Raw genomic sequence first — 24,894 nt, forward strand, 5'->3', positions numbered from 1 at the left:
GAGTAATGTAAGATGTTAGATTTGTTAATGTTAATTATTATAATGATTTTGACAGGTTTTGGAATCTTCTTTAGTCATATTCCAGTTTTTCCAGATAGCCTACTCTATGTATTATGGGGAATCATGTTATTCTATATTTTTATCCGTATTTTTTTCGGGAAATTTTTCCGCAACAGAGAAGTTACAATTGTTTTATTTACATTATTATGGCTAATTGTATCTTTCTTTATTGCATGGTTTATCTAGAACTATAAAAGATAGCTAGAATTTATTAAGGGAGTAATATAAAATGATTAAAGAAACAGTACAAACAGTTGCACGTTGGGTTGATGGTATCGTTGAAGGTGACAACTCAATTGAGATTACAGGTATTTCATTTGATACTAGAAAGATTAATAAAGGGAACTTATTTATACCATTCGTAGGTGAGCGTGATGGCCATGCTTATATTGAAGATGCTCGTGAAAAAGGAACATACGCTTCCTTTTGGCAAGCGGATTCGACTGTTGAAAAACCGACAGGATTAGCACTGATAATTGTAGAAGATACATTGGTCGCATTGCAAAAATTGGCGAAAAGTTATCTTGAAAAAATCAATCCAAAAGTTGTTGGCATTACAGGAAGTAATGGTAAAACAACAACAAAAGACATGATGGCAAGCGTGCTTGAAACAACATTCAAAGTACATAAAACACAAGGGAATTACAACAATCATATCGGGGTGCCGTATACTATTTTAAGCATGCCGCTTGATACTGAAGTTGCCGTTTTAGAGATGGGTATGAATCATGCAGGTGAAATTGCCATTTTAACTGCAATTGCACAGCCCGATATAGCGGTCATTACAAATATTGGTGAAGCACATCTTGAGTACTTAAAATCACGTGGAGGAATTGCGGACGCAAAGCTAGAAATAGCAGAAGGTTTGTCTGCTGATGGTTTATTAATTTATCCAGATGATCCATTATTAAAGGAACGACTTGTTGGTGAAGCTGTTTTTCAACGTGAAAGTTTTGGTGAATCTGAGAACAATACTGTTTATCCGACGAGTATTGAAACGTCAATGGATTCTACTGATTTCACAACATCTCTAACCGACAAAATTAAATTTCATGTGCCGATTGTTGGCGAACATAATGTGTATAACGCACTCGCGGTTTTTTTAACAGCGCGCCGCTTAGGTGTATCTGTCGCTAATATTCAAAAAGGTTTATATGAAATTGGCCGTACCTCTGATCGCTTGGAATGGATAGAGGGCAGAAATGGCATCCAAATGTTAAGTGATGTTTATAATTCAAGTCCTACAGCTTTAAAAGCTGTGTTGAAAACATTCGAACACATCAAAACAAATCGTCGCAAAATTATTGTACTAGCCGATATGTTGGAGTTAGGTGCACAGTCACCAATGTTACATGCGGGTATTGCGGATTCTTTAACTGAAGAGATTGATGAAGTGTTTGCATATGGTCCTTATATGTCTTATTTTACAGAAGCAGCTAAATCTGTATTATCAGCAGAAAAAGTACATTACTTTACTGACTTAAACAAATTGACAGAAGCTTTAGAAGCTAGTGTCAGTGGTGATGAAATGATTCTATTTAAAGGCTCAAATTCGATGAGATTAAATAATGTCGTTGCCCACTTAGCCAAATAATCAGGATAGAGAAGCATGTTGATGATTTCCAATCAATATGCTTTTTTATATGGAAAGAAAGATTGGTCGTATTGCCTTTGTTTAGTTATACGAATAATCAAACAAATAATCGTGATTGGTTGTAAAAGTGCTACTGTTTTAGTACCAGTTTTCATTATAAGAGAGATAAGCAGGTATTGATTAGTATTATGAAAGTTAATTCAACACTTTTCATAAAAAACATGAAAAAAAATGTAAAAATGTCATTCTTTAGTCAAAAAATATTGAAATGAATGCTCGTACGTGTTATTATTAGAATAGATTAGTAAGCCGAGCTAATTAGGGCGAGGGCTTTTTGAGTGAATATTAGTTTATAAGTAGTTACTGTGAGACACATTTGCTTGGTACGCAATATCAGAGACCAAGCTTTTATTATGGATAAAAACTTAAGCTGTAAAAGCAGTGACAATTGTAGAAGAGATCATACAGAAGCTCTCCTGAGTAGATGGTTTAATACCAATTTTGCACCATAAAGGAGAAGAATATATTGACTAAATTTTCAGAACTAGGTTTAGATGAAAACGTATTAAAATCAGTAGAACGCATGGGGTTTGAGGAAGCTACACCAATCCAATCAAAAACAATCCCATTAGCAATTGCAGGAAAAGATTTAATTGGACAAGCACAAACAGGTACAGGTAAAACTGCTGCTTTTGGTTTGCCACTTATTCAAAAAATCGATCCTAAAAATGATAACGTTCAAGCTATCATTATTGCACCAACACGTGAGTTAGCAATTCAGGTTGCTGAAGAGCTTTACAAATTAAGCTTTGACAAACGTGCACGTGTATTATCAGTTTACGGTGGTAGTGACATTGGTCGCCAAATCCGTTCGTTGAAAAAAAATCCACAAATCGTTGTCGGAACTCCAGGTCGTGTTTTAGACCATATTCGTCGTAAAACATTGAAATTAAACAATGTTGAAACTGTCGTAATGGATGAAGCTGATGAAATGTTGAACATGGGATTCATCGATGATATCGAAACAATCCTTAGCGAAATTCCTAAAGAACGTCAAACATTGTTATTCTCAGCAACAATGCCTGATCCGATTCGTCGTATCGCTGAACGTTACATGCAATCACCAGAAGTTGTACGTGTTGCAGCTAAAGAAATGACAGCACTTTTAATTGAACAATTTTACGTTAAAGTTCAAGAAAAAGAAAAATTTGAAGCGTTGGTACGTCTTTTAGATGTACAAGCACCAAAATTATCTATCATCTTCGGCCGTACAAAACGTCGTGTTGATGAAGTTTCACGTGCATTAGATATGCGTGGATTCAACGCTGAAGGTATTCATGGTGATTTAACGCAAGCTAAACGTTTAAGTGTATTGCGTAAATTTAAAGAAGGTAAAATTGATATCTTAGTTGCAACTGATGTTGCTGCTCGTGGATTAGATATTTCTAACGTATCTCACGTTTATAACTTTGATATTCCGCAAGATCCAGAATCATACGTACACCGTATTGGTCGTACTGGTCGTGCAGGTAAAGAAGGAATGGCTGTTACATTTGTATCGCCACGTGAATTAGGTTACTTACGTATTGTTGAACAAACAACTAAGAAACGTATGACTCCTCTTGAGCCACCAACAGAAGATCAAGCATTTTCTAGCCAATTGACTCAGTCAGTTGAGCAAGTAATGGATAAAGTACGTAAAGGTAACTTAGAAAGCTATGTTACATCTGCTCGTGACTTGCTTGAAAGTGTTTCTGCTGAAGATGCAGTTGCTGCAATGCTTGCATTAGTAACTAAAACTCCAGATCAAACACCAGTACATATTACTGAAGAGCGTCCATTGCCTAACCGTGGCGGTGGAGGAAACCGTGGCAGCAAAGGCGGCGGATACAAAGGTAAACGTACTAGCAGCAGCGGCAAAGGCGGCGGCGGTTACAAAGGTAACGGCGGTTCACGTCGTAGCTCAGGTGGCGGCGCTTCAAGTGATCGTAAAGAAGGCGGCGCTCGTCGTGAACGTCCAGCTGGAAACGGCGGTTCACGTCGTAGCTCAGGCGAACGTAGTTCATTTAAAAAATAATTAACATTCAAGAGTCTAGTGATTAACTAGGCTCTTTTTTTGTTTTATCACGTTAATTTTTTTGGATAAAGCGCCTTTCATAAATGTTTGTTGTGCAGATGACCTATTGTAATGAAAACATAGAAAAGGTATAATTGTTGAAACTTAGAAATGTAAATGATTTAGATAGATAGAAAAGAGAATGTCTGTATTTTACTGAAATATGAGCAAGATGATTAGAATGAAACCAATGTTGCACTTTGTTAAAATATCATCTAGAATTAAATTAAAGAAAGGATGTTATATGTGGAAATTTTAAAGAATCAATTACCAGTAATAATAAAAAAAGTGTGGCGACAAGTTATTTTTATCGAGATGGCGATTTTTTTTGTCCTTACTATTGCCTACTTAACGCTAGCTTATTTGTTTGATTGGTCATACTATTGGGGATCTATCGGTTTAGTTATATTGTTATTATTGTATTTTGTTGAGGATAAAGTAATTAATTCTTTGCGTTGGCATCGTTTCCGATTTGAGATTCGTGAGGAAGAACTTGAAATAGCTTACGGTATTATTTTTAGACATCGTGAACTTATACCGATGGTACGAATTCAACATGTTGAAACAACTCAGGGCCCATTGCTTAGGAAGGCAGGTCTAATGACGGTTGATATCCATACTGCAGCAACTGTACATACTATTTTGGGTTTAGAAGAAAATCAGGCAGAACAACTACGAAATCAAATTATTGCGTTGGTAAAGGTGGCTGTTGAGGATGTCTAATATACATACAAAAACACGTCAAAGAGAGCATCCAATTCAGCTGTTTATTTTGTTTTTTGAATTTATTAAAACGTGGTGGTTTCTCTTAGCGATGTTGTTTTTTAACGTTGTTATAAAACAAACAGTAAGTGGTTTTTTAGTATATGGAGGTTCAATCGTTTTAATCGTATTGCTGTTATTAAAATTAGTAAGTTACTTCTTTCGTTATTATGAAGTCGCTGAAGATGGTGTTCATCAGTATGAGGGGATTTTCGTGAAAGAACATAAATTTATGCCATATGAGCGCATTCAATCCATCCATGATCAACAATGGTTTTTTTATCAGCCATTTGATGTTGTGCAAGCGAAGATAGAAGTTGCTGGTAGTGAATCGACGATTGTCTTAAATGCTGTTAAAACAAGCGATATTGATTTAATTAAAAACTATCGTAAAAAAGCAGTAGATAGTAAAAAAACGAGTGAATTACATGAAGTAAATAAAGGATCAAATGAGAGTGTAATCGAAAATGTTGAGAAAACAGTATGGGAAGAAACACTGCCATTTAAAAATATTATTATAAATGCTTTAAGTTCTCTAAAATCATATATAGGTTTATTTGTTTTAATTGGGATTATAAACCAGTTGCAAAGTTACATAGGTGAAAAATATATCGATGCACAAATTGAAAGATTATTTAATTATGGCGTTATAACAATTATCGTCCTAATTTTGCTGGCGTTTCTTATAAGTGTGTTAATTGCATTAGTGAGTGATTACATCAAGTATTATAATTTCACGTTACATGGCTATGAGGGCTACTTTGTAATTGAACGCGGCTTGTTTGAAAGACATAAAACAACAGTGAGCTATGATAAAGTACAAGCCGTCTCAATAAAAAAAGGGATCATTGCACATTTTTTAGGCTATGCTAGCATATCAGTCATTCAGGCTGGTGAAGTTGAGGGGACAGATAAATATGTGATGCCGCTTATTAAAGAAAATGAAATAGAAGGATTTATGAGCAAAGTTTTTCCAATGATGACATTTCCTGAAGTGCAGCAAGGATTAGCTTTAAGGACATTACATTCGTTCTTTCTAACACGTATTTTATGGTTATACGCACCACTTTTAATTGGTATTTATTTTATTTCCAAACCATGGGCATGGTTCTTGTTAATGTTACCTCTGCTGTTTTTTATAAAGTATATTATACAACGACGTTATAGTGGCTATAAAATTGCAGGACGTTTTTTGGTTTTTCAAGTGATTGGTTGGTTTACAACAGAAAAATTATACGTTAATCGTAATAGAATACAAGCGATGTATTTTAAGGATTCAATTTGGATGGAAAAAAATGATTTTAAACATGTACGATTGGCTATTAAAGAAACGACTTCATATGAGGTGAGTTTGCAATATTTAAAAAATATAGAAGCACAAAAAATTTATAATTGGTTCAGTCAAAAATAAATTAATGTTGAAGTGAGTAAGTCATACTAAAAGCCTTTACTATGACAAATAGTGTTGGTAAACTAGGAAAAGAAGGTATTTAAATGATTATTGGTATAGGTATAGATACTGTGGATCTTGATCGAATTGCACAATTGATTGAACGCAATTCGCGTTTTGCATCTCGGGTGTTAACTGAGGCGGAAATTTTAGCCTGTAATAAGTTGAAAGGGACACGCGTTATTGAGTTTGTAGCAGGGCGTTACGCTGCAAAAGAAGCTTTTTCAAAAGCATATGGTACAGGTATTGGCCCTGAATGTTCTTTTCAAGATTTAGAAATATTGAATGAAAAAGGTGGAAAACCAGTAATAACCCATCCATTTGGAATGAACGCTTTCGTGTCTATCACACATACGAGCACTATAGCAATGGCACAGGTAATATTAGAAGAGAGGTAATTATATGACGTTAGGGACACATCGTAATACATGGATAGAAGTCAATTTGAAAAACATCGAGGAAAATATCAGTAACGAGAAAAAAATATTATCTGAAAATGTTGCTGTTTTTGCTGTTGTTAAAGCAAATGGTTATGGCCATGGTGCAGTTGCTGTTGCGAAAGCTGCGAAGGCTGGCGGAGCAACTGGTTTTTGCGTGGCGTTACTTGATGAAGCTTTAGAGTTGAGAGCAGCTGGGATAAATGAACCTATAATAATTCTTGCGCCTATTCGCGCAGAAGATGTTGCGATTGCACAAAAAGAATCATTGAGTATTCCTATTTGTGATTTGGAATATTGGCAGTTAGTAAAACCTCATATTGCTGAAAACTTGCCCCTATACTTACATTTAGTGATTGATTCTGGAATGGGACGAATTGGCTTTCGAGATGAAGAAGAAATTAAAATAATTGAAAAAAATATTGTTGAGCATCCAACGGCACAATTAGAGGGTGTTTTCACGCATTTTGCTACTGCGGATGAGCTGGATACTACTTATTTTAAACAACAGTTAAAAACATTTAAAGTATTAAAGACAGCCCTTATTACACAACCTAAATATATCCATTGTTCGAATAGCGCAGCTGCTCTCATGCACCCGGAGTTGGAAATTAGCTGCATTCGACTAGGTATTGCAATGTATGGTCTATCACCATCTATGGAAATAAAACCAATGCTACCTTATCAATTAAAACCTGCATTGGCACTTTTTTCAAAATTAACTCAAGTTAAATGGGTTGAAGAAGGTCAATCGATTGGCTACGGTGCTACATATAAAGTAGCTGAAACAGGCGAATGGATTGGCACGCTTCCGATAGGTTATGCGGATGGTTGGTTGCGTGATCGTTCAGGCAGTTTTGTTTTAATTGAAGGCCAACGTTGTCAAATTATTGGTCGTGTGTGTATGGACCAATGTATGATTCGTTTACCAAAATACTATCCGATAGATACTACAGTTACTTTTATTGGCGAAAGTTACAATGAGTCAGTTACTACTGATGATGTTGCTGATTATAGTGGCACTATTAATTATGAAATCGTTTGTCTCCTAAGCGATCGCATTCCACGTTATTATATTTAAAAAACCATCGAAGAACACATCAAAATCGATCACACAATTGAAATGTGGAAGCAGGTTTTTTCGATAACCAGCTTCATCAAATGGAGGAATGCTAGAATGATTAGAAGAGGTGAAATTTATTATGCAGACTTATCTCCTGTCAAAGGATCAGAACAGGGTGGAATTAGACCAGTGTTGATTATCCAAAATGATATCGGCAACAAGTTCAGTCCAACCGTTATTGTTGCAGCTGTTACTGCTAAAATTCAAAAAGCAAAACTTTTAACCCATGTCGAAGTAAAAAGCAGCAAAAAAGGATTGAATAAAAATTCAGTGATTTTGTTAGAACAAATTCGTACAATTGATAAACAAAGGTTAACAGACCGTGTAACAGTTCTTGATAAAAAGGTGATGAAAGAAGTAGATAACAGTCTGAAAATAAGTTTAAGCCTGGTTACTTTTTAGTAGGTCAAGTGGATTATCATACTTATAGAAACAAAATAGGCTATAATAGTATTATGCTCTATGCATATACTGAAACTAATAAAAGAAAACACCCTAAATATTATAGGCCAGGTGAACGTAATGCATATAAAATCGAAGTTTGAAATAAATAGTGAATGGGACATAATCGAAGTCCGTCAAGAAGTTAGAAAAGTGTGTAAGAAAATCGGTTTTGATTATGTTACACAAGCATATATTATTAATTTTACCAGTGGTATATGTCAAAATATGTATACAGTTGCTCAGTCAGGTGTCTTTTCAATAGAAGGAATTATTGAAGAGAAACGAATGGGAATTAAAATAATAGCAGTAGATCAGGGGCCTGGCATAGAAAATATGGCAGATTTCCTGTCTGAAAATATTGCAGTAAATCAAACAGATGGTATAAGGCTAGAAATGTTAAGCGTTAGACGCTGGTTTGATGAGTTTGAAATTGCTTCAACAGAGTTAGGGGTAGACGGGGTGGAAGTAACCGTGACAAAATGGTTAATTAAGGGGTGAAATTTGTGACTTTCCGTTTTGAGAAAGATTATAGTAAATTTCTGAATGGGTATATAAAAGAAGGGGACGAAAAATACTTATATAATATTAATAAGTGGAGTAAAGAAGCAATTTCACAAGGTGTTTCACCTGAAGAAATCGTTGGTATTCATCGTACCGCACTTCTTACGATTCCAGAAAAATTACCGGATATTGTATTGTCGTCTTTAGAGGTATTGATGACGGTAATGGTGAATTATGGTGCGGATTATAGACGGAATCTTATTATAAAAAAACAACAGGAAGAACTGCAAAAAGAAATTTTAAAAGCTGGGAAAATCCAAAAATCATTGTTACAAACAGAAATTCCAAGTAAAGAACATCTGGATGTTGGTGTGTGTGATAAGCCTGCTAACCAAATGAGTGGTGATTATTATCATTTTTTTGAAAATGAAACAGCCATCACTGTCAGTCTAGCGGATGTGATAGGTAAAGGGATACCCGCAGCGCTAGCAATGTCGATGCTTAAGTATGGTATGCAAAATGCTCCTGATGATGTAGTAAGTGTGAGTGGTATGTTATCCTACCTTAACAAGGTGGTTGAAGAAAATATTTCAGATAATATGTTTATTACGATGTTTTTAGGGGTATATGATAAATCGAATAAAGTGTTTACCTATTCGTCTGCAGGTCATGAAATTGGTTTTTGGTATAACGCATTAGATAATGAATACCAGGATCTATATGCCAAAGGATTAATGTTAGGTATTCAAGAAGAAGTCACTTATCATGAGTACCAGCGTTCGCTTAGTATAGGTGATTTTATTGTGGTGTTATCAGATGGTGTGACAGAGACACGAATTGGTGACGGGTTTATTGAACGTGAAACATTAAAAGAGTTAATCTACTCGTTCCATGAATTATCGGCACAGGATATTGCTGATAATGTGTATAAAAAATTAGCTGAGCTACAAAATTTTAAACTATATGACGATTTCACATTAATTATCATCAAACGTATAGCTTAAAAATAGGGGGGGATATTAAATGGTTTTAAACACAAGTGTCGAAGAAACGAATGATAATACAGCCATTTTCACATTAAGGGGTGAAATTGATGGTAATACGGCACCTCGTTTAGAAATTGAAATGTCTAAGTTTGCTGAGATTGAAAATTTTGTAATACGAGTCAATTTGAGTGAAGTAACTTATATGGATAGTACAGGCTTAGGAGTTTTTGTCGGTATTTATAAAAGTCTTGTTAAGGTAAATGGACAGTTGTTAATTGAAGAAGTACCTAAGCGACTATACCGCTTATTTACAATTACCGGTCTAGACAATATAATGTCGATAAATCGAAAGGAAAAGGATGACGGTGCTGATGACAATTAAAAAAATTGATTGTATTGAAATGAAAATACCTGCTAAATCCGAATATATTTCTTTAGGACGTTTAACGCTTTCGAGTATTGCTAATCAATGTGGTTTCAGTTATGAAATCATCGAGGATTTGAAAATTGCTATTAGTGAGGCAATTACTAATGCAGTCACTCATGCTTATCAAAATAGTGAAGAAGGCATTATTGAAATTATATTTTCACGCTATGAAGACCGGCTAGGAATACGTGTTAAAGATGAAGGCGTTACTCCATCAGATGGTGTAAAGCTTTCAAGTGATCGTAAACCCTATACAGCAGATGTAACTGCTGATACTTTAGAAGTGGGTGGCTTGGGGTTGTTTTTGATTCAAGCCTTAATGGATGATGTGGTACTTAAAGAAGAAAATGGTGTGGAAATCGAAATGATTAAATACTTTGATAAAGAGTAGGTGACTACAATATATGGTGCACAGAGGAAAAGCAACTGATCCGACTAAGGAACAAATAGATGAATGGATTCAACAAGTGCAAAAATCAAATGACGAAGAGGCTAAAACAAAGTTGGTTCTTCATTATTCTGGTCTTGTAGAAGCTTTGGCGCGTAAATACTCTAATGGAAAACAATCCTATCACAATGATTTAGTTCAAGTGGGTTATTTGGGATTATTAGGTGCAATTGCTCGTTTTGATGCCTCATTTGATCGTAAGTTCGAATCTTTTGCAATCCCTACAATTATTGGTGAAATTAAACGTTACTTGCGTGATAAAACCTGGAGTGTACATGTACCAAGACGAATAAAAGAACTTGGTCCAAAGATAAAAAATACAGTAGAAGAGTTAACGATTGCTCTTCAACGTTCTCCAAGTATTCAAGAAATTGCTCAGAGTATTGACTACACACAAGAAGAAGTACTAGAAGCAATGGAAATGGGTCAAAGTTATCAAGCATTATCTGTGGATCATACCTTTGAAACAGATAATGATGGTTCGCAAATGAGTTTATTAGATGTTGTTGGTGAAGATGAAGATGGTTATGAAATGATAGAACAACGCATGCTGCTTGAAAAGGCTATGCCTGTCCTTAATGACCGTGAACGTATGGTATTACAACTAACTTTTTTTGATAATAAAAGTCAAAAAGAAGCTGGTGAAGAAATGGAAGTATCACAAATGCACGTCTCACGATTACAACGTGGAGCAATTAAGAAATTACGTGCCGCATTATTAAAAATGCAATATGACGAATAAAAGGACAGTACTCACAATTTATGTGCGTGGTGTCTTTTTTTTATAACTCATCTTTTTTTTAAAAGGCGTGTGAGTGTGATAAAATTGAATTATGACGAAGGAAAAATTAGTATAAAGGGGTTTTAAACGAATGGATGCAATCATCATACAACAATTAACCAGCGAATTAACACTGCGGAAAAAACAAATTGAAACAACTTTAGAATTGCTAGAAGAGGGTAATACTGTTCCGTTTATTGCACGTTATCGTAAAGAAGCCACAGGAGAACTAGACGAGGTTCAAATCCGTACAATTGAAGAACGTTATAACTATTTAGTGAAGTTATCGCAACGTAAAGAAGATGTATTACGAACCATTGCGGAACAGGGTAAGTTAACAACCGAGTTAAAACAAGCAATTGAAAAAGCGACAAAACAACAAGTTGTTGAAGATTTATACCGCCCTTATAAAATAAAGAAACGTACGAAAGCAACAATCGCTAAAGAACAAGGTTTAGAACCGTTGTCAAATTGGTTATTAGGATTGCCTACAACGGGTAGTGCAGTAGCGGAAGCTGAAAAATATATCAATGCGGAACAAGAAATCAACTCAAGTGAAGAAGCATTAGCAGGTGCTCATGAAATTCTGGCAGAAGTTATTAGTGACAATCCTGTTTATCGTAGCTTCATACGTGAGATGACATATAATCGTGGTCGTTTAACAGCAACTAAGAAAAAGAAAGCGGTTGATGAGCAAGAAGTCTTTGCAATGTACTACGATTATGATGAGGCAGTAAAATCAATCGTTCCTCATCGTGTGTTAGCGCTTAACCGTGGAGAGAAAGAAGACGTCTTAAAAGTAAACCTTGAGGTTGATGAAGAAGCCGTTCAACGCTACATTGCCTTGCAGGTGATGCGTAAACAAGAGACAGTAGCCCAAGCTGCAATTATTGCCGCGATTACAGATGCATACAAACGTTTCATCGGACCGGCGATAGAGCGTGAAATACGCAGTGAATTAACGGAGCATGCAGAGACGCATGCGATTGATATTTTTGGTCAAAATTTACGTAAATTATTGCTGCAATCGCCATTAAAAGACAAATGTGTGTTGGCATTAGATCCAGCCTATCGTACAGGATGTAAATTAGCTGTGCTGGATAAGCAAGGCAAGGCAGTAACAACATCAGTTATTTATCCCCATAAACCAGTAAACAAATTGGTAGAAGCGCAAAAAATAATGTTGGATCTTATTAAGAAATACGATGTTGAAATTATTGCTATTGGTAACGGGACAGCGTCACGTGAATCCGAACAATTTACATCGGAATTGATCAAAGATAATCATTTGTCAGTTGCCTATATTATTGTGAATGAAGCGGGTGCGAGTGTTTATTCTGCTAGTGAAATGGCACGTGAAGAATTCCCTGATCTCACAGTTGAAAAACGGTCGGCAATTTCAATTGGTCGTCGTTTACAAGATCCATTAGCCGAATTGGTTAAGATTGATCCTAAATCTGTTGGAGTTGGACAATATCAACATGATGTTTCCCAAAAAGAATTATCAGATACCCTAACATTTGTAGTTGAAACGGCAGTTAACCAAGTAGGTGTTAATGTCAACACGGCATCAAGTGCACTATTACAATACGTCTCTGGTCTTAACAAAACAACCGCACAAAATATCCGTCGTTATCGTGAAGAAAACGGCCCGTTCTTAAGTCGAGCACAATTGAAAAAGGTCCCACGTTTAGGCGCGAAATCTTATGAGCAAAGTATCGGTTTTTTACGTATTCCTGACGCTAAAAACAAGTTGGATGAAACTGCTATTCACCCAGAATCATACGATGTTGCAAAACAAATTTTAACCCAATTACAATTAAAACCAAGTGATTTAGGTACGGAAGAATTGGTTAAAGGGATTGCGAATATTAATATTGAGTCATTGAGTGAAAGCACAGGTGTTGGTGTTGCAACATTAACCGATGTTATTGCTTCAATGAAAGCACCGAGTCGAGATTTACGCGACGATATGGAAGCGCCGTTATTACGCCAAGATGTATTATCGATGACTGATTTAAAAGAAGGTATGGAATTACAAGGCACTGTTAGGAACGTTGTTGATTTTGGTGCATTTATCGATATTGGTGTGAAACAAGACGGTTTAGTTCATGTTTCTAAACTCAGCGATAAATTTGTAAAAGACCCAATGAAAGTAGTCTCAGTGGGTGATATAGTAACCGTTTGGGTTGTAAGCGTTGATACAAACAAACAACGTGTTGCTTTATCGATGATTCAACCGCGTGTTAAAGCATAACAATGACGGATGAACAGTTACAACAATGGATGGAAAGGGTGTCTGAAGTTTTTTTCGGACATCCTTTTGTTCACCAAGCGCGTTTTAATAAACGACTGCAGACAACGGGCGGTCGGTATCTATTAGCGACACATGCTATTGAAATGAACCATAAATATTTAGATGCCTATGGTGAGGAATATTTTGAAAAAATAATGAAGCATGAGCTATGTCATTATCATTTACATCTTCAAGGAAAAGGATACCAGCACCGTGATGTTGATTTCAAAACAATGTTAAGAGCTGTTGGAGGAACCCGTTTCTGTAAACGAATTGAAACAGCGAATGATCATCAATACGAATGTCAAACATGCCATTTTATTTATCATCGTAAGAAACAGCTTAATGTTGTAAAATATGTTTGTGGTAAGTGTAAAGGTAGATTGAAAAAAATAACTGACAAATAATAACTGAAGTTTTCTACGACACTTTTTTAGTTTAGAGAAACTTTTTTCAGACAAATTAATATAGTTTCTTAAAAACTATTGACGATGTCGGAGAAAGCCTATATAATACTAAGAGTAGTCAAGAGATAACTTCTTTTAGGGGAAATACTCAAGTGGCTGAAGAGGCGCCCCTGCTAAGGGTGTAGGTCGCGAAAGCGGCGCGAGGGTTCAAATCCCTCTTTCTCCGTATTTATATTTAGGCCCGTTGGTCAAGCGGTTAAGACACCGCCCTTTCACGGCGGTATCACGGGTTCGAATCCCGTACGGGTCACTTTTATTGGTCTGGTAGTTCAGCTGGTTAGAATGCCTGCCTGTCACGCAGGAGGTCGCGGGTTCGAGTCCCGTCCAGACCGCCAGTTTATGGGGTGTAGCCAAGCGGTAAGGCAATGGATTTTGATTCCATCATGCGTAGGTTCGATCCCTGCCACCCCAGTTCTTAAGTCTCTATTTATAATAGAGACTTTTTTATTTGCGTGAATTTAAAAGTATTCTAAAGATATGAAGAATCGTCTGGAAATCATGCATTAGTATAGCTTAATTATTTATATAATTAATAAAAACTATTTGTGTACTAAACGTGTTAAAATAAATAGTGCATTGCTTTACGCTTACATAACTATGTTAAGCTAATAACAAAAAATAATAGAACAACTTAAATTATAGATAACTCATGGGTCGCATGAATAATAACACGTTTATTATTTGCTTTGTCTTAAAATAGTAAGCAACGATGCGATGCATTTGAACAGCTGTAATTTAAATACAAGGAGCGTGTCATATGTTTTCAAAGTATCCAATTAAGGTCGATTACAAAAAAGAAGTACTCGCTGGTTTAACAGCATTTTTTGCGATATCTTATGTAATTATTGTGAACTCAATGATTTTAGCAGAAGCAGGAATCCCTCCTGAACTCAGTGTTTTTGGTACTATCATTATTTCGATTATCGGTTGTGTTGCAATCGGTCTATTTGCTAAAGTACCCATTGTCATTACGACAGGGATGGGAGTCAATTCGTTTTTTACATATACGCTTGTTTATTCATTGAAACTGAGCTGGCAAGAGGCATTGGCTGTAAGTTTCTCTGCAAGTGTTATTTATTTAATTGTTGCATATACACCATTAACAAATTTATTAGCAGATGCAGTGCCAGAAAGTTTAAAACATGCCATTACAACTGGAATTGGTTTGTTCCTAGTTATAATCGGATTAGAGAAAGGTAGTGTCATTGTAAAAGGTGATCATACCTTTATGCAATTAAATGATTTTTCATCACCGTTATTATTAATGACCTTGTTTACCTTGGTTTTAACATTATTTCTCTTTTTTAAAGGAATTCAAGGGAGTTTCTTTATAGGAATACTGATCACAACAGTAATTACGAATGTATTCAATATTATTCCACGAGAAAAGAGTCTATTTTCGTTACAAGCAATTACTGATTATCCTCAAATTGTTGGGAAATTAGATTTTAGCGGCTTTTTATCAGGTGGCTTTATATTAGGGACTTTTTCTTTGGCAATGATTTTAATTTTTGAATCGATGGGATTATTTAATGGCATATTACCTGGCATCGATAATCATCGTTTTAAAAAGGCTTTTCGTGTTAACGGTATTGTGATGCTCTTTTCAAGTTTATTAGGTACAAGTCCGACTATTCCAGCTGCAGAAAGTTCAACGGGAATTCAAGAAGGTGGACGTACAGGAATCACTGCCATAACGGTTGGTATTTGTTTTGTAGCGGCTATTTTTATGATTCCATTACTATCGTTTATTCCAAGCTCTGCCTTAGCACCAGTCATTATCATCACAGGTTGTTTAATGATGCAGAATATTCGTTTTATCAATTTAGTTGATTTGAGCGAATGGTTCCCAGCGTTCTTAATGATTGTAATGATGGCTTTTTCTATGAGTATTTCAGATGGATTAGCTTTTGGTTTTGTAGCGTATCCACTTGTAAAAGTATTTGTAGGGAAAATTAAACAAATATCCAAAATGACTTGGGTAATCTCCGCTTTGTTTTTTGCATATTTAATTGTAAAAATTTGGATTTAATTAGTATTAAACAGTTACTATGCTTAAAGGTAACTGTTTTTTTTTGAATAAATAAGCAAATAATATACGTTAAATCGAATAAAAAAAGAAGAAATACATAAAAGCTGTTGACAGCGAAAGTTAATTACGGTAATATAAGTAATGCAAGTGTAAGCGGCCATGGCGGAATTGGCAGACGCGTCAGACTAAGGATCTGGTGCCCGTTTAGGGCGTGGAGGTTCAAGTCCTCTTGGCCGCATAGTTAAAGATAGCCAGATTATATCTGGCTATCTTTTTTATTTTTTAAGAGTATAAGGAGGAGAACAATGAGCTATTTGCTTATGTTTTTATTTGGTTCACTTGGAGGAATGTCACGTTATGGCATTGGTTTGTTATTTCAAAGCGATGGTTTTCCTTACGGGACGTTAATTGTGAATCTACTCGGTTGTTTTGTTTTGGTTATTGTGAATGAATATATGAGTATCGCAACTAAAATACCTAAAATGATCATTATGGCCATCGGCACTGGATTTATCGGTGCGTTTACAACTTTTTCAGCATTCAGCATTGATTTTGTACGATTATTTAAAGCAGTAGAGATCGTACTCGCGCTAAGTTATTTCTCAGTAAGTTTAATCGGTAGTTTTTTGATGATTCAACTTGCTTATTATCTCGTACATAAACTTCTAAATAAGAGGAGGGCAAAAGGATGAGTTTTCTTCTTGTTGGTCTAGGCGCTGGTTTAGGTGCCTTATGTCGATATCTCGTAACACAAATAATCTCTTTTGTATATAAAGGAATCTTTCCATTAGCAACCTTTATCGTTAATATGGTAGGGTCTTATGCGATGGCGGCATACCTTTTACAAAAACCAGATGAAACACAATTATTGTTAGTTGTTATTGGTTTTTTTGGTGGTTTAACTACTTTTTCAACATTTAGTTTAGAAAGTTTTAAACTATTGAAGCAAAAAGAGCTTTATACATTTATTTACTATATTAGCATGTCCTATGTTGTTGGCGTTCTTTTAGCTACCATTGTACATGTTCTATAATTCAAAAGGATTAAAAGTAAACGAAAGGTGGAAAAATTATGGCATTAGATGAACATCATACGGTAAAGACGGAAGGTGTTAAACGCCAACTGAAAACGCGTCATTTATCGATGATTGCCATCGGAGGTAGTATTGGTACAGGTTTGTTTGTTGCGAGTGGCTCAGCAATTTCAACAGCAGGTCCTGGTGGCGCACTCGTCGCTTATGTTGGTATTGGGTTAATGGTGTTTTTCCTAATGACTAGCTTAGGTGAAATGGCAACTTATTTACCAGTATCAGGCTCTTTTAGCACGTATGCAACACGTTTTGTTGATCCAGCCTTTGGATTTGCAATGGGCTGGAATTATTGGTTTAACTGGGCAATTACATTGGCTGTTGATGTTAGTACAGCGGCTTTGATTATGCGTTTTTGGGTACCACAAATTCCTGGCTGGATATTTAGCGTTTTCTTTTTGTTGATTATTTTTGCACTGAATGCATTAACAGTCAAAGCGTTTGGTGAAGCTGAATATTGGTTTTCAATCATTAAAGTCATAACGGTGATTGCCTTTATTATCATCGGTATTTTAACTATCTTTGGAATATTAGGTGGGCACTATTATGGTTTATCTAATTTCACTTATAAAGAAGCGCCTTTTGTTGGTGGTGTTCCAGCGATTCTAGCAATGTTTGTTATTGCAGGTTTTTCGTTCCAAGGAACAGAACTGATTGGTATAACAGCTGGTGAATCAAAAACACCAGAAAAAAGTATTCCTAAAGCTATCAAAACGATTTTTTGGCGAATATTATTATTCTATATCTTAGCTATTGCAATTATTGCAGCGATTATTCCTTATACAAGCCCTGATTTATTAGGTGGAAGTGAAACAAATGTCGCAATGAGTCCTTTTACATTGATATTTAAAAATGCGGGATTAGCGATGGCAGCTGGTGTGATGAATGCGATTATTTTAACGTCAGTTTTATCGGCAGGTAACTCAGGTATGTACGCTAGTACACGTATGTTGATGGCGATGGGACAATCAGGTCAAGCACCTCGTCGTATGGGACGTGTTAATAAAAGAGGTATTCCAATGAATGCTCTTATTTTCACAGGTATTGTTGCTGGTTTAGCTCTTTTAACATCCATTTTAGGACCACAAGTTTACTTATATTTAGTAGCAGCAAGTGGATTAACTGGTTTTATTGCGTGGATTGGTATCGCTGTATCTCATTACAGGTTCCGACGAGCTTATAAATTACAAGGACATTCATTAGATGAGTTAAAATACAAAGCTAAATGGTTCCCATTAGGCCCCATATTAGCATTGGTTTTATGTATTTTAGTTATTGTAGGGCAAGATTTAGCTTCTTTTGCTAAATGGGATATTCAGGCGATACTAGTCACTTATATGAGTATACCGTTATTCCTTTTCTGCTATTTCTTCTACAAAATCAAGCACAAAACAAAACTTATTCCATTAGAAAAAGTGGACTTAGAAAAAACTGTGGTTGTTACAGATGAAAAATAATTTTTAATAACGAGAGAATGCAGACAAATGTTAGGTCGTTTGTCTGTTTTTTTTATGGGGAAACAAAATGTATTTCCTAGGAAATAAGATGCATAAAATAAACTGTTTAAAATAGTGAGGAAAAAGCAGGTTGTTTTTATGCTACAATAAATAAGAGAAGAATTAACAGCGTGATTGCTGTATCAGGAGGAAATTATGAGTACTAATTCATTTGAAAAATTTAACTTAAGCGAAGAAATAGTGAGAGCTATTAACATTTTAGGATATACAGAACCAACAAGCGTTCAAGAGGAAGTTATTCCGCAACTATTGCAAGGTAAGGATTTGATTGTTAAGTCACAAACAGGTAGTGGTAAAACAGCCGCGTTTGCTATTCCTATGTGTGAAATAATTGAGTGGGAAGAGCGTAAGCCACAGGTATTGGTTTTAACACCAACGCGTGAACTTGCCTTACAAATACAAGAAGATATTTTTAATATTGGTCGTTACAAACGAATCAAAGTGGAGGCAGTTTTTGGACGTAGTTCATTTGAAAAACAAGAAAAAAATCTTAAACAAAGAACACACGTAGTGGTTGCAACACCAGGGCGTTTAATTGATCATTTAACAAGAGGTACTATAGACTTAAGTAAGATTACCAACGTTGTAATCGATGAATCAGATGAAATGATGGCGATGGGATTCATTGAACAAATAGAAAATATTATTAAAGCAATTCCAAATAAACGCACGATGGCATTATTTTCTGCAACCATGCCGCCAGCAATCAAAAAGTTATCACAAAGTTATTTGAAAGCACCACAATTTATTGAAGTTAAAGCTGAAAATAAAATTATTGATCGTATTCAACAACATTATTATGAAGTTGATTATGATAATAAAGTGGCATTATTAGAAGATGTTATTGTTGTAGAGAATCCTGAAAGTAGTATTATCTTTTGTAATACAAAGGCGGCTGTTGAAGAAATTGCAGATGCACTATTTGAGTTAGGTGTTGAAGTCGCGACTTTACATGGTGGGATGGAACAACGTCATCGAACAGCGGTAATTAACGATTTTAAACATGGTTATTTCCGTTACTTGGTGGCAACTGATGTTGCATCACGTGGGTTGGATATTGCTGATATTGCACTCGTGTTAAACTTTGATTTACCAGAAAACGTTGAAAGTTATGTGCATCGAATTGGTCGAACTGCACGATTTGAAAATCATGGGCAAGCTGTATCGTTTGTAACTTCTTCTGATTATCGTTACCTTGAGCCAATTATGGAAACGATGGAAGGCACGATTGAAAAGGTAGCACATCCTACAACGGAACAAGTTGAAGCATCGTTGCCGGCTTTTGAACAAAAACAGGAAACAAAAATGCAAATTAAAAAAGAAAAAGGCCATGATTTTAAAGATGAAATCATGAAATTACATATTAATGCAGGTAAGAAAACGAAGATGCGTGCGGGTGATGTAGTTGGTGCTTTGTGTGGGATAGAGGGCATGACAGGTGAAGATATCGGCGTTATTAGTATTTTAGATGTATCTACATTCGTAGAGATTTTAAATAGTAAAGGTGAAATGGTACTTGAAAAGTTACAGGATTTCCCAATTAAAGGTCGCGTTCGACGCGTCAACAAAGCAAATGAAACAACATACGAAAGTGATTTAAAAAATAGTATCAATCCAGAGTAATAAGGTGTTTACGAGAAGGTAGATGAAACAGTCAGCTGACTTATCAGCTGGCTATTTTTATTGTGTTTAAGTTGGTATATCAGTGAAAAACATTTATACTTTAGGGGAATAGTTATTCAGAAAGGCGGAATGTACATGTTAAAAAAAATGAAAGCCGTAGGTTTATTTCAAGGTTTACCGATTACTGAAAGCACGAGCTTAGTTGATCTTGAACTGACGATTCCAGTAGCAAGTGGTCAAGATGTTTTAACTGAAGTAATTGCTGTTTCTGTCAATCCAGTAGATACAAAATTACGTCAAAATACTGCTGCTTTAACTGAAGCTCGCATATTAGGTTTTGATGCAGTCGGAGAAGTTGTGTCAGTTGGAGAGGACGTAACAAAATTTGCTGTTGGCGATCGTATTTATTATGCAGGTTCAGCACAACGTCAAGGCAGTAATGCCGCGTATCAACTAGTGGATCAGCGCTTAGCAAGCAAAGCACCACATAATATCTCTGCAGCCGAAGCAGCAGCTATGCCATTGACCGCTTTGACAGCCTATGAGTTGCTGTTTGAAAAAATCGGTTTTGTAGCAGAAGCTAATGCGAATAGTGGTCAAACGTTATTGGTAATTAACGGTGCAGGTGGCGTAGGATCAATCGCAATACAATTAGCAAAATGGGCAGGGATAGAAGTAATTGCGACCTGCAGCCCCAAAAACAATGATTGGGTGAAAAAAAATGGTGCTGATGCAGTGATTGATTACCATGATAACATGACAGAACAGCTACAAAAACTTGGACATGAATCATTAGAAGCGATTATTATTTTACATTCAACCGAGCGTTATTTTGATGAAGCTGCAGCACTCATTGCACCATTTGGACATATTGCATCAATCGTTGAAGCGACAGATACATTGAATATGAATGTATTGAAAAATAAATCAGCTAGTTTTGATTGGGAATTTATGTTTGCTAAAGCGAACTACAGTTACAAAATGGAAACACAAGGAGAGATATTAGCCTTTATTGCTGAGCGTTTAGATAGTGGTGAATTGACGTCAACCTTAACACAGGAAATGACAAATGGTATCAATGCTAAATCTTTGAAGGAAGCGCATGCTTTGTTAGAAAAAAGTCAAATGGTCGGAAAATTAGTCTTAACAGGCGGTTTTGTAGGCGAGAACTGAAAAAGTTAGTAGTGTCTTGAGAAAAATCAATGCACTGTTATTAAATGAAAATTAAGTAAAAGAAAAAACCAGTTGATTTTGCTAGTAGCAAATCAAGCTGGTTTTTATTTTTATTTTTGATCATCTTTATTTTTGCGAGTTAACATCACTAAGTTAACAACTCGAATAAAATCGATAGCCGCAAATGAGATCAATAGGATGGGATAAATTGTCCATCCATTCTCGGAAACAGGGCGAATGGCTAAATATGTAAAAATAACACCAAACAAGAGGTTAAAGATAATTTGTCCACGGACAGACTGCATAATAAAACTCCATTCTATTAATTTGTTAGTTTTGTAAAGATCCTGCTAGCGCAACAACCGCATTCATCAACATATGAATAGCATATGAAACATAGATACGTTTGGTTTTATAGTAGAAATAAGCAAATACGAGTCCCATTCCAGTGTACACAAGTAAATAAGAAAAGTCGAAGTGTATGACTGCAAAAATCACGGCGCTGACAAGCGCAGCTGAAGCGACAGGCATTTTGTTAGTCAGTGCACCAAAAATAACTTTTCGGAAAATAATTTCTTCCAAAAATGGGGCAACAAAAACAATTAAAACGATGAACAAGGGATTTTCAAATAGCACGCCCATTAAGTTAGCTGTGTTTTCCGATTGTTCGAGCCCTCCATTGATGATAGCTGTAATCGTGGATGTGATTGCCTGTGTTATGAAAGCGACAAAGACACCACCGATAATAAACCAAATACTTTTAGTCCAAGCCATTTTAGGTTGGCGATCAATATAAGTTGTTGAAGGTGCATTTCGTAACAAGAGTAATACAATGAAGGCACCGATGATAAAAATACCAATAGACCAGTTAGAGATAATTACGTTCGCTTGTTGATCTGATACAGGGCGAAACTGTTTCATTACCATAACACAGAAAACGCCTAAAGATGAAGTAATCTGTATGATGAGATACACTGCAAGTATCCACCAATATCTTTTATTCATAACCTGATAACTCCTTTGTCTTCTGTTTTTATTGCTAGTATCATTGTAGCGATAATATGACAAATCAGCAACTAAAATAAATATCCGTATAACTTGCAAATTTGACCAAAATTGTCTATTATAATAGTTGTGATTAGCACTTGAGAGTAACGAGTGCTAAAAAATTCTACTATCTGAGGAGGTTGTTAGTATGTTAAAACCATTAGGCGATCGCGTAGTGATTGAAATTATTGAAACTGAGCAAAAAATGATAGGTGGTATTGTGCTGCCAGATTCTGCTAAAGAGAAACCCTCTGAAGGCATCGTTGTTGCAACAGGAGCAGGTCGTAGCTTAGAAAATGGAACTAAAACAACATTAGAAACAAAAGTAGGTGACCGTATTGTGTTTTCGAAATATTCGGGAACAGAAGTAAAATACGATGACAAAGAATATTTAATTTTACGTGAAGATGATATTTTAGCAATTGTTGAATAGAATAAAGAACGAATAGAGGAGGAACTTATAATGGCAAAAGATTTGAAATTCAGTGAAGACGCACGTGCGTCAATGTTGCGTGGGGTTGATCAATTAGCTAATGCAGTTAAAGTAACTTTAGGACCTAAAGGACGAAACGTTGTTTTAGAAAAAGCCTTTGGTTCACCTTTAATTACAAATGATGGTGTAACAATCGCCAAAGAAATTGAGTTAGAAGATGCTTTTGAAAATATGGGTGCAAAACTTGTGTCTGAGGTAGCAAGCAAAACAAACGACGTTGCCGGTGATGGTACAACAACTGCAACAGTATTAGCACAAGCATTGATTCAAGAAGGATTAAAAAACGTCACTTCGGGTGCTAACCCAGTAGGTATTCGCGAAGGAATGGAAAAAGCAACTGCAGCAGCAGTTGAAGCATTACAACGTATTTCAACAACGATTACAGGGAAACAATCAATTGCACAAGTTGCTGCCGTTTCAGCGGGAAGCCAAGAAATTGGTGAATTAGTCGCAGAAGCAATGGAACGAGTGGGTAACGACGGTGTTATCACTTTAGAAGAATCAAAAGGTTTTAAAACAGAATTAGATGTGGTTGAAGGTATGCAATTTGACCGCGGTTATTTATCACCGTATATGTCAACAGATCAAGAAAAAATGATTGCTGAATTAGAAAATCCATATATATTGGTGACTGATAAAAAAATCAACAACATTCAAGAGATTTTACCTGTCTTGCAACAAGTTGTTGAGCAAGGACGCGCACTATTAATTATCGCTGAAGATGTTGAAGGTGAAGCGTTAGCAACATTAGTATTAAACAAATTACGTGGTACATTTAATGTTGTTGCTGTTAAAGCACCTGGCTTTGGTGATCGTCGTAAAGAAATGTTGCAAGATATTGCAATCATCACGGGAGCGACAATGATCACTGATGAGTTAGGATTAGAATTAAAAGATACGGAACTTGATCAGTTAGGAACAGCAAGTCGTGTCAATGTAACGAAAGAAAATACAACAATTGTCGAAGGTGCTGGACAAGCGCTTAATATTGAATCACGTATCGGACAAATAAAAGCACAATTAGAAGCATCTACTTCTGAATTTGATCGTGAAAAATTACAAGAACGTTTAGCTAAACTTGGTGGTGGTGTTGCAGTTATTAAAGTTGGGGCTGCTACAGAAACTGAGTTAAAAGAGCGTAAATTACGTATTGAAGATGCATTGAACTCTACACGTGCAGCAGTTGAAGAAGGTATTGTTGCCGGTGGTGGTACAGCGTTGGTTAATGTGTACAACGATGTTGCGGCATTAGAAGAAACTGGTGATGTACAGACAGGTATTAATATTGTACTCCGTGCGTTAGAAGAACCAGTGAGACAAATTGCTTTAAATGCTGGCGTTGAAGGTGCAGTAATTGTTGAACGTTTGAAAAAAGAAGCTGCAGGAATTGGTTACAATGCGGCAAATGGCGAATGGGGTAACATGGTAGAATTAGGAATTGTTGATCCTACTAAAGTGACGCGTTCGGCATTACAAAATGCTGCATCAGTCGCAGCGCTCTTCTTAACAACAGAAGCAGTCGTTGCTAACAGACCGGCACCAGAATCACCAATGCCTCAAGATATGGGTGGTATGGGTGGAATGGGCGGAATGATGTAATTCATCAGTCACTCTAAACAAAAAAATAAAAAAAGATGGTGTTGGTAATGATAAATTCCAGCATCATCTTTTTCTTTTATGGAAAAGATACAAAGCTATTAGTCATACTCAGTTTTTTTAGTAAGATAACAAGTTAAAATGACTGATTGTTAAGGATTAACTTTAATCGTTCTAACGTCTGTGTGTTGAATAATAATTATTAGGTGATTTTTGAAAGTCATAAAATAACTATTAGGATAGTGAGTAATCGGCAGAATAGTTTATTCCTGAATCATCTGTGCTTTGCCATGCCCGAAGGACCAGTTTTCAAGTGGGACTTCATTGAGTAAAATGAAGATGTTTTCTTTGGTTAAAGACGTTTTCAAGTCGATTTGTTCAGCAATCGTTTGATAGAGCGCTTTTTTTTGTGAAATTGTACGACCAGGTCCACA

The 24,894-nt window shown here is 35.9% G+C and carries 26 protein-coding genes and 5 tRNA genes; 28 read left to right on the top strand and 3 right to left on the bottom strand.

Translation table 11 applies throughout. The features are described 5' to 3' along the window. The first annotated feature begins 12 nt into the window (after positions 1–12). The 26 genes from IKV95_RS02270 (at position 13) to IKV95_RS02395 (ending at position 21,324) form a co-directional block, all read left to right on the top strand. Positions 13–246, top strand: a complete 234-nt coding sequence (locus tag IKV95_RS02270) for a hypothetical protein (RefSeq protein ID WP_029090558.1) — start codon at positions 13–15, stop codon at positions 244–246. Between the two features lie 43 nt (positions 247–289). Further along, positions 290–1,654 (top strand): UDP-N-acetylmuramoyl-tripeptide--D-alanyl-D-alanine ligase, encoded by a 1,365-nt coding sequence (locus IKV95_RS02275; RefSeq protein ID WP_069126279.1) that lies wholly within the window; start codon positions 290–292, stop codon positions 1,652–1,654. 526 nt (positions 1,655–2,180) lie between these two features. After that, positions 2,181–3,731 carry a degradosome RNA helicase CshA gene (gene cshA, locus IKV95_RS02280; protein ID WP_258176359.1) on the top strand — a complete coding sequence of 517 codons (1,551 nt, stop codon included), beginning with the start codon at positions 2,181–2,183 and terminating at the stop codon, positions 3,729–3,731. Positions 3,732–4,016: 285 nt separating this feature from the next. Continuing rightward, positions 4,017–4,493, top strand: coding sequence for a PH domain-containing protein (locus tag IKV95_RS02285; protein ID WP_029090555.1), 477 nt, complete (start codon positions 4,017–4,019; stop codon positions 4,491–4,493). Next, positions 4,486–5,943 carry a PH domain-containing protein gene (locus tag IKV95_RS02290; protein WP_287451376.1) on the top strand — a complete coding sequence of 486 codons (1,458 nt, stop codon included), beginning with the start codon at positions 4,486–4,488 and terminating at the stop codon, positions 5,941–5,943. The genes IKV95_RS02285 and IKV95_RS02290 overlap by 8 nt, the downstream gene beginning before the upstream one ends. Positions 5,944–6,026: 83 nt before the next feature. Continuing rightward, positions 6,027–6,380, top strand: a complete 354-nt coding sequence (gene acpS, locus IKV95_RS02295) for a holo-ACP synthase (protein WP_029090553.1) — start codon at positions 6,027–6,029, stop codon at positions 6,378–6,380. A 4-nt stretch (positions 6,381–6,384) separates the two neighbouring features. Continuing rightward, complete coding sequence (gene alr, locus IKV95_RS02300) at positions 6,385–7,500, top strand: alanine racemase (RefSeq protein WP_069126274.1); 1,116 nt, start codon at positions 6,385–6,387, stop codon at positions 7,498–7,500. A gap of 96 nt (positions 7,501–7,596) precedes the next feature. After that, positions 7,597–7,944 (top strand): type II toxin-antitoxin system PemK/MazF family toxin, encoded by a 348-nt coding sequence (locus IKV95_RS02305; RefSeq protein WP_029090551.1) that lies wholly within the window; start codon positions 7,597–7,599, stop codon positions 7,942–7,944. Positions 7,945–8,064: 120 nt separating this feature from the next. Next, a complete protein-coding gene (locus IKV95_RS02310) occupies positions 8,065–8,484 on the top strand; it encodes an ATP-binding protein (RefSeq protein ID WP_029090550.1) in 420 nt (139 codons plus the stop codon). Positions 8,485–8,489: 5 nt separating this feature from the next. Further along, positions 8,490–9,491, top strand: coding sequence for a PP2C family protein-serine/threonine phosphatase (locus tag IKV95_RS02315; protein WP_069126273.1), 1,002 nt, complete (start codon positions 8,490–8,492; stop codon positions 9,489–9,491). 19 nt (positions 9,492–9,510) lie between these two features. Beyond that, positions 9,511–9,855, top strand: coding sequence for an STAS domain-containing protein (locus IKV95_RS02320; protein WP_069119547.1), 345 nt, complete (start codon positions 9,511–9,513; stop codon positions 9,853–9,855). Next, complete coding sequence (gene rsbW, locus IKV95_RS02325; RefSeq protein ID WP_069119549.1) at positions 9,845–10,291, top strand: anti-sigma B factor RsbW; 447 nt, start codon at positions 9,845–9,847, stop codon at positions 10,289–10,291. Before IKV95_RS02320 ends, rsbW begins: the two co-directional genes overlap by 11 nt. A 13-nt stretch (positions 10,292–10,304) precedes the next feature. Continuing rightward, entirely contained in the window at positions 10,305–11,090 is a 786-nt protein-coding gene (gene sigB / locus IKV95_RS02330; RefSeq protein WP_069119551.1) for an RNA polymerase sigma factor SigB, read from the top strand. Positions 11,091–11,220: 130 nt separating this feature from the next. After that, a complete protein-coding gene (locus tag IKV95_RS02335) occupies positions 11,221–13,386 on the top strand; it encodes a Tex family protein (RefSeq protein WP_069119553.1) in 2,166 nt (721 codons plus the stop codon). Between the two features lie 2 nt (positions 13,387–13,388). Further along, on the top strand, positions 13,389–13,832 hold the full coding sequence (locus IKV95_RS02340; protein ID WP_029090544.1) for a SprT family protein: 444 nt from the start codon (positions 13,389–13,391) through the stop codon (positions 13,830–13,832). A gap of 138 nt (positions 13,833–13,970) precedes the next feature. After that, positions 13,971–14,058, top strand: a tRNA-Ser gene (locus IKV95_RS02345). A 12-nt stretch (positions 14,059–14,070) separates the two neighbouring features. Further along, a tRNA-Glu gene (locus IKV95_RS02350) sits at positions 14,071–14,142 on the top strand. Positions 14,143–14,150: 8 nt separating this feature from the next. Beyond that, positions 14,151–14,227, top strand: a tRNA-Asp gene (locus IKV95_RS02355). A 5-nt stretch (positions 14,228–14,232) separates the two neighbouring features. Next, positions 14,233–14,304 (top strand) — tRNA-Gln (locus IKV95_RS02360). Positions 14,305–14,649: 345 nt separating this feature from the next. Then, positions 14,650–15,924 (top strand): NCS2 family permease, encoded by a 1,275-nt coding sequence (locus IKV95_RS02365; RefSeq protein ID WP_029090543.1) that lies wholly within the window; start codon positions 14,650–14,652, stop codon positions 15,922–15,924. A gap of 153 nt (positions 15,925–16,077) precedes the next feature. After that, positions 16,078–16,162 (top strand) — tRNA-Leu (locus tag IKV95_RS02370). A 67-nt stretch (positions 16,163–16,229) separates the two neighbouring features. Beyond that, entirely contained in the window at positions 16,230–16,616 is a 387-nt protein-coding gene (locus IKV95_RS02375) for a CrcB family protein (RefSeq protein ID WP_287451377.1), read from the top strand. Continuing rightward, positions 16,613–16,957, top strand: a complete 345-nt coding sequence (locus tag IKV95_RS02380) for a fluoride efflux transporter FluC (protein WP_029090541.1) — start codon at positions 16,613–16,615, stop codon at positions 16,955–16,957. The genes IKV95_RS02375 and IKV95_RS02380 overlap by 4 nt, the downstream gene beginning before the upstream one ends. A gap of 38 nt (positions 16,958–16,995) precedes the next feature. After that, a complete protein-coding gene (locus IKV95_RS02385; protein WP_287451378.1) occupies positions 16,996–18,468 on the top strand; it encodes an amino acid permease in 1,473 nt (490 codons plus the stop codon). 195 nt (positions 18,469–18,663) lie between these two features. Continuing rightward, on the top strand, positions 18,664–20,151 hold the full coding sequence (locus IKV95_RS02390; protein WP_069119559.1) for a DEAD/DEAH box helicase: 1,488 nt from the start codon (positions 18,664–18,666) through the stop codon (positions 20,149–20,151). Positions 20,152–20,286: 135 nt separating this feature from the next. Beyond that, complete coding sequence (locus IKV95_RS02395) at positions 20,287–21,324, top strand: zinc-binding alcohol dehydrogenase family protein (protein ID WP_227002017.1); 1,038 nt, start codon at positions 20,287–20,289, stop codon at positions 21,322–21,324. A gap of 110 nt (positions 21,325–21,434) precedes the next feature. Here the strand turns inward: IKV95_RS02395 and IKV95_RS02400 are convergent, their stop codons facing one another. Both IKV95_RS02400 and IKV95_RS02405 read right to left on the bottom strand, forming a co-directional pair. Beyond that, the gene (locus tag IKV95_RS02400) at positions 21,435–21,629 is read right to left on the bottom strand and encodes a YdiK family protein (protein ID WP_036026723.1); all 195 of its coding nucleotides are present in this window, start codon (positions 21,627–21,629) and stop codon (positions 21,435–21,437) included. A 25-nt stretch (positions 21,630–21,654) separates the two neighbouring features. Next, the gene (locus tag IKV95_RS02405) at positions 21,655–22,329 is read right to left on the bottom strand and encodes a CPBP family intramembrane glutamic endopeptidase (RefSeq protein WP_036042381.1); all 675 of its coding nucleotides are present in this window, start codon (positions 22,327–22,329) and stop codon (positions 21,655–21,657) included. Between the two features lie 190 nt (positions 22,330–22,519). Between IKV95_RS02405 and groES the strand changes: the two genes are divergently transcribed. Both groES and groL read left to right on the top strand, forming a co-directional pair. Then, entirely contained in the window at positions 22,520–22,804 is a 285-nt protein-coding gene (gene groES, locus IKV95_RS02410) for a co-chaperone GroES (RefSeq protein WP_069119563.1), read from the top strand. 30 nt (positions 22,805–22,834) lie between these two features. Continuing rightward, the gene (gene groL / locus IKV95_RS02415) at positions 22,835–24,463 is read left to right on the top strand and encodes a chaperonin GroEL (RefSeq protein ID WP_029090536.1); all 1,629 of its coding nucleotides are present in this window, start codon (positions 22,835–22,837) and stop codon (positions 24,461–24,463) included. Positions 24,464–24,723: 260 nt separating this feature from the next. Here groL and IKV95_RS02420 read toward each other — a convergent pair. Beyond that, a partial coding sequence (locus tag IKV95_RS02420) for a tautomerase family protein (protein WP_287451379.1) occupies positions 24,724–24,894 on the bottom strand: 171 nt, incomplete at its 5' end.

This window comes from Brochothrix sp. (assembly GCF_017549435.1).
Classification (GTDB): domain Bacteria; phylum Bacillota; class Bacilli; order Lactobacillales; family Listeriaceae; genus Brochothrix; species Brochothrix thermosphacta.

What these genes read in the sequence shown, in the direction of transcription:
- IKV95_RS02270 (WP_029090558.1), top strand. Translation starts at nt 13, where the DNA reads ATGTTAGATTTGTTAATGTTAATTATTATAATGATTTTGACAGGTTTT.
- IKV95_RS02290 (WP_287451376.1), top strand. Translation starts at nt 4,486, where the DNA reads ATGTCTAATATACATACAAAAACACGTCAAAGAGAGCATCCAATTCAG.
- IKV95_RS02335 (WP_069119553.1), top strand. Translation starts at nt 11,221, where the DNA reads ATGGATGCAATCATCATACAACAATTAACCAGCGAATTAACACTGCGG.
- IKV95_RS02305 (WP_029090551.1), top strand. Translation starts at nt 7,597, where the DNA reads ATGATTAGAAGAGGTGAAATTTATTATGCAGACTTATCTCCTGTCAAA.
- IKV95_RS02400 (WP_036026723.1), bottom strand. Translation starts at nt 21,629, where the DNA reads ATGCAGTCTGTCCGTGGACAAATTATCTTTAACCTCTTGTTTGGTGTT.
- rsbW (WP_069119549.1), top strand. Translation starts at nt 9,845, where the DNA reads ATGACAATTAAAAAAATTGATTGTATTGAAATGAAAATACCTGCTAAA.
- IKV95_RS02380 (WP_029090541.1), top strand. Translation starts at nt 16,613, where the DNA reads ATGAGTTTTCTTCTTGTTGGTCTAGGCGCTGGTTTAGGTGCCTTATGT.
- IKV95_RS02375 (WP_287451377.1), top strand. Translation starts at nt 16,230, where the DNA reads ATGAGCTATTTGCTTATGTTTTTATTTGGTTCACTTGGAGGAATGTCA.
- IKV95_RS02310 (WP_029090550.1), top strand. Translation starts at nt 8,065, where the DNA reads ATGCATATAAAATCGAAGTTTGAAATAAATAGTGAATGGGACATAATC.
- groES (WP_069119563.1), top strand. Translation starts at nt 22,520, where the DNA reads ATGTTAAAACCATTAGGCGATCGCGTAGTGATTGAAATTATTGAAACT.
- IKV95_RS02390 (WP_069119559.1), top strand. Translation starts at nt 18,664, where the DNA reads ATGAGTACTAATTCATTTGAAAAATTTAACTTAAGCGAAGAAATAGTG.
- acpS (WP_029090553.1), top strand. Translation starts at nt 6,027, where the DNA reads ATGATTATTGGTATAGGTATAGATACTGTGGATCTTGATCGAATTGCA.
- IKV95_RS02395 (WP_227002017.1), top strand. Translation starts at nt 20,287, where the DNA reads ATGTTAAAAAAAATGAAAGCCGTAGGTTTATTTCAAGGTTTACCGATT.
- groL (WP_029090536.1), top strand. Translation starts at nt 22,835, where the DNA reads ATGGCAAAAGATTTGAAATTCAGTGAAGACGCACGTGCGTCAATGTTG.
- IKV95_RS02385 (WP_287451378.1), top strand. Translation starts at nt 16,996, where the DNA reads ATGGCATTAGATGAACATCATACGGTAAAGACGGAAGGTGTTAAACGC.
- IKV95_RS02340 (WP_029090544.1), top strand. Translation starts at nt 13,389, where the DNA reads ATGACGGATGAACAGTTACAACAATGGATGGAAAGGGTGTCTGAAGTT.
- IKV95_RS02365 (WP_029090543.1), top strand. Translation starts at nt 14,650, where the DNA reads ATGTTTTCAAAGTATCCAATTAAGGTCGATTACAAAAAAGAAGTACTC.
- IKV95_RS02405 (WP_036042381.1), bottom strand. Translation starts at nt 22,329, where the DNA reads ATGAATAAAAGATATTGGTGGATACTTGCAGTGTATCTCATCATACAG.
- sigB (WP_069119551.1), top strand. Translation starts at nt 10,305, where the DNA reads ATGGTGCACAGAGGAAAAGCAACTGATCCGACTAAGGAACAAATAGAT.
- alr (WP_069126274.1), top strand. Translation starts at nt 6,385, where the DNA reads ATGACGTTAGGGACACATCGTAATACATGGATAGAAGTCAATTTGAAA.
- IKV95_RS02320 (WP_069119547.1), top strand. Translation starts at nt 9,511, where the DNA reads ATGGTTTTAAACACAAGTGTCGAAGAAACGAATGATAATACAGCCATT.
- IKV95_RS02275 (WP_069126279.1), top strand. Translation starts at nt 290, where the DNA reads ATGATTAAAGAAACAGTACAAACAGTTGCACGTTGGGTTGATGGTATC.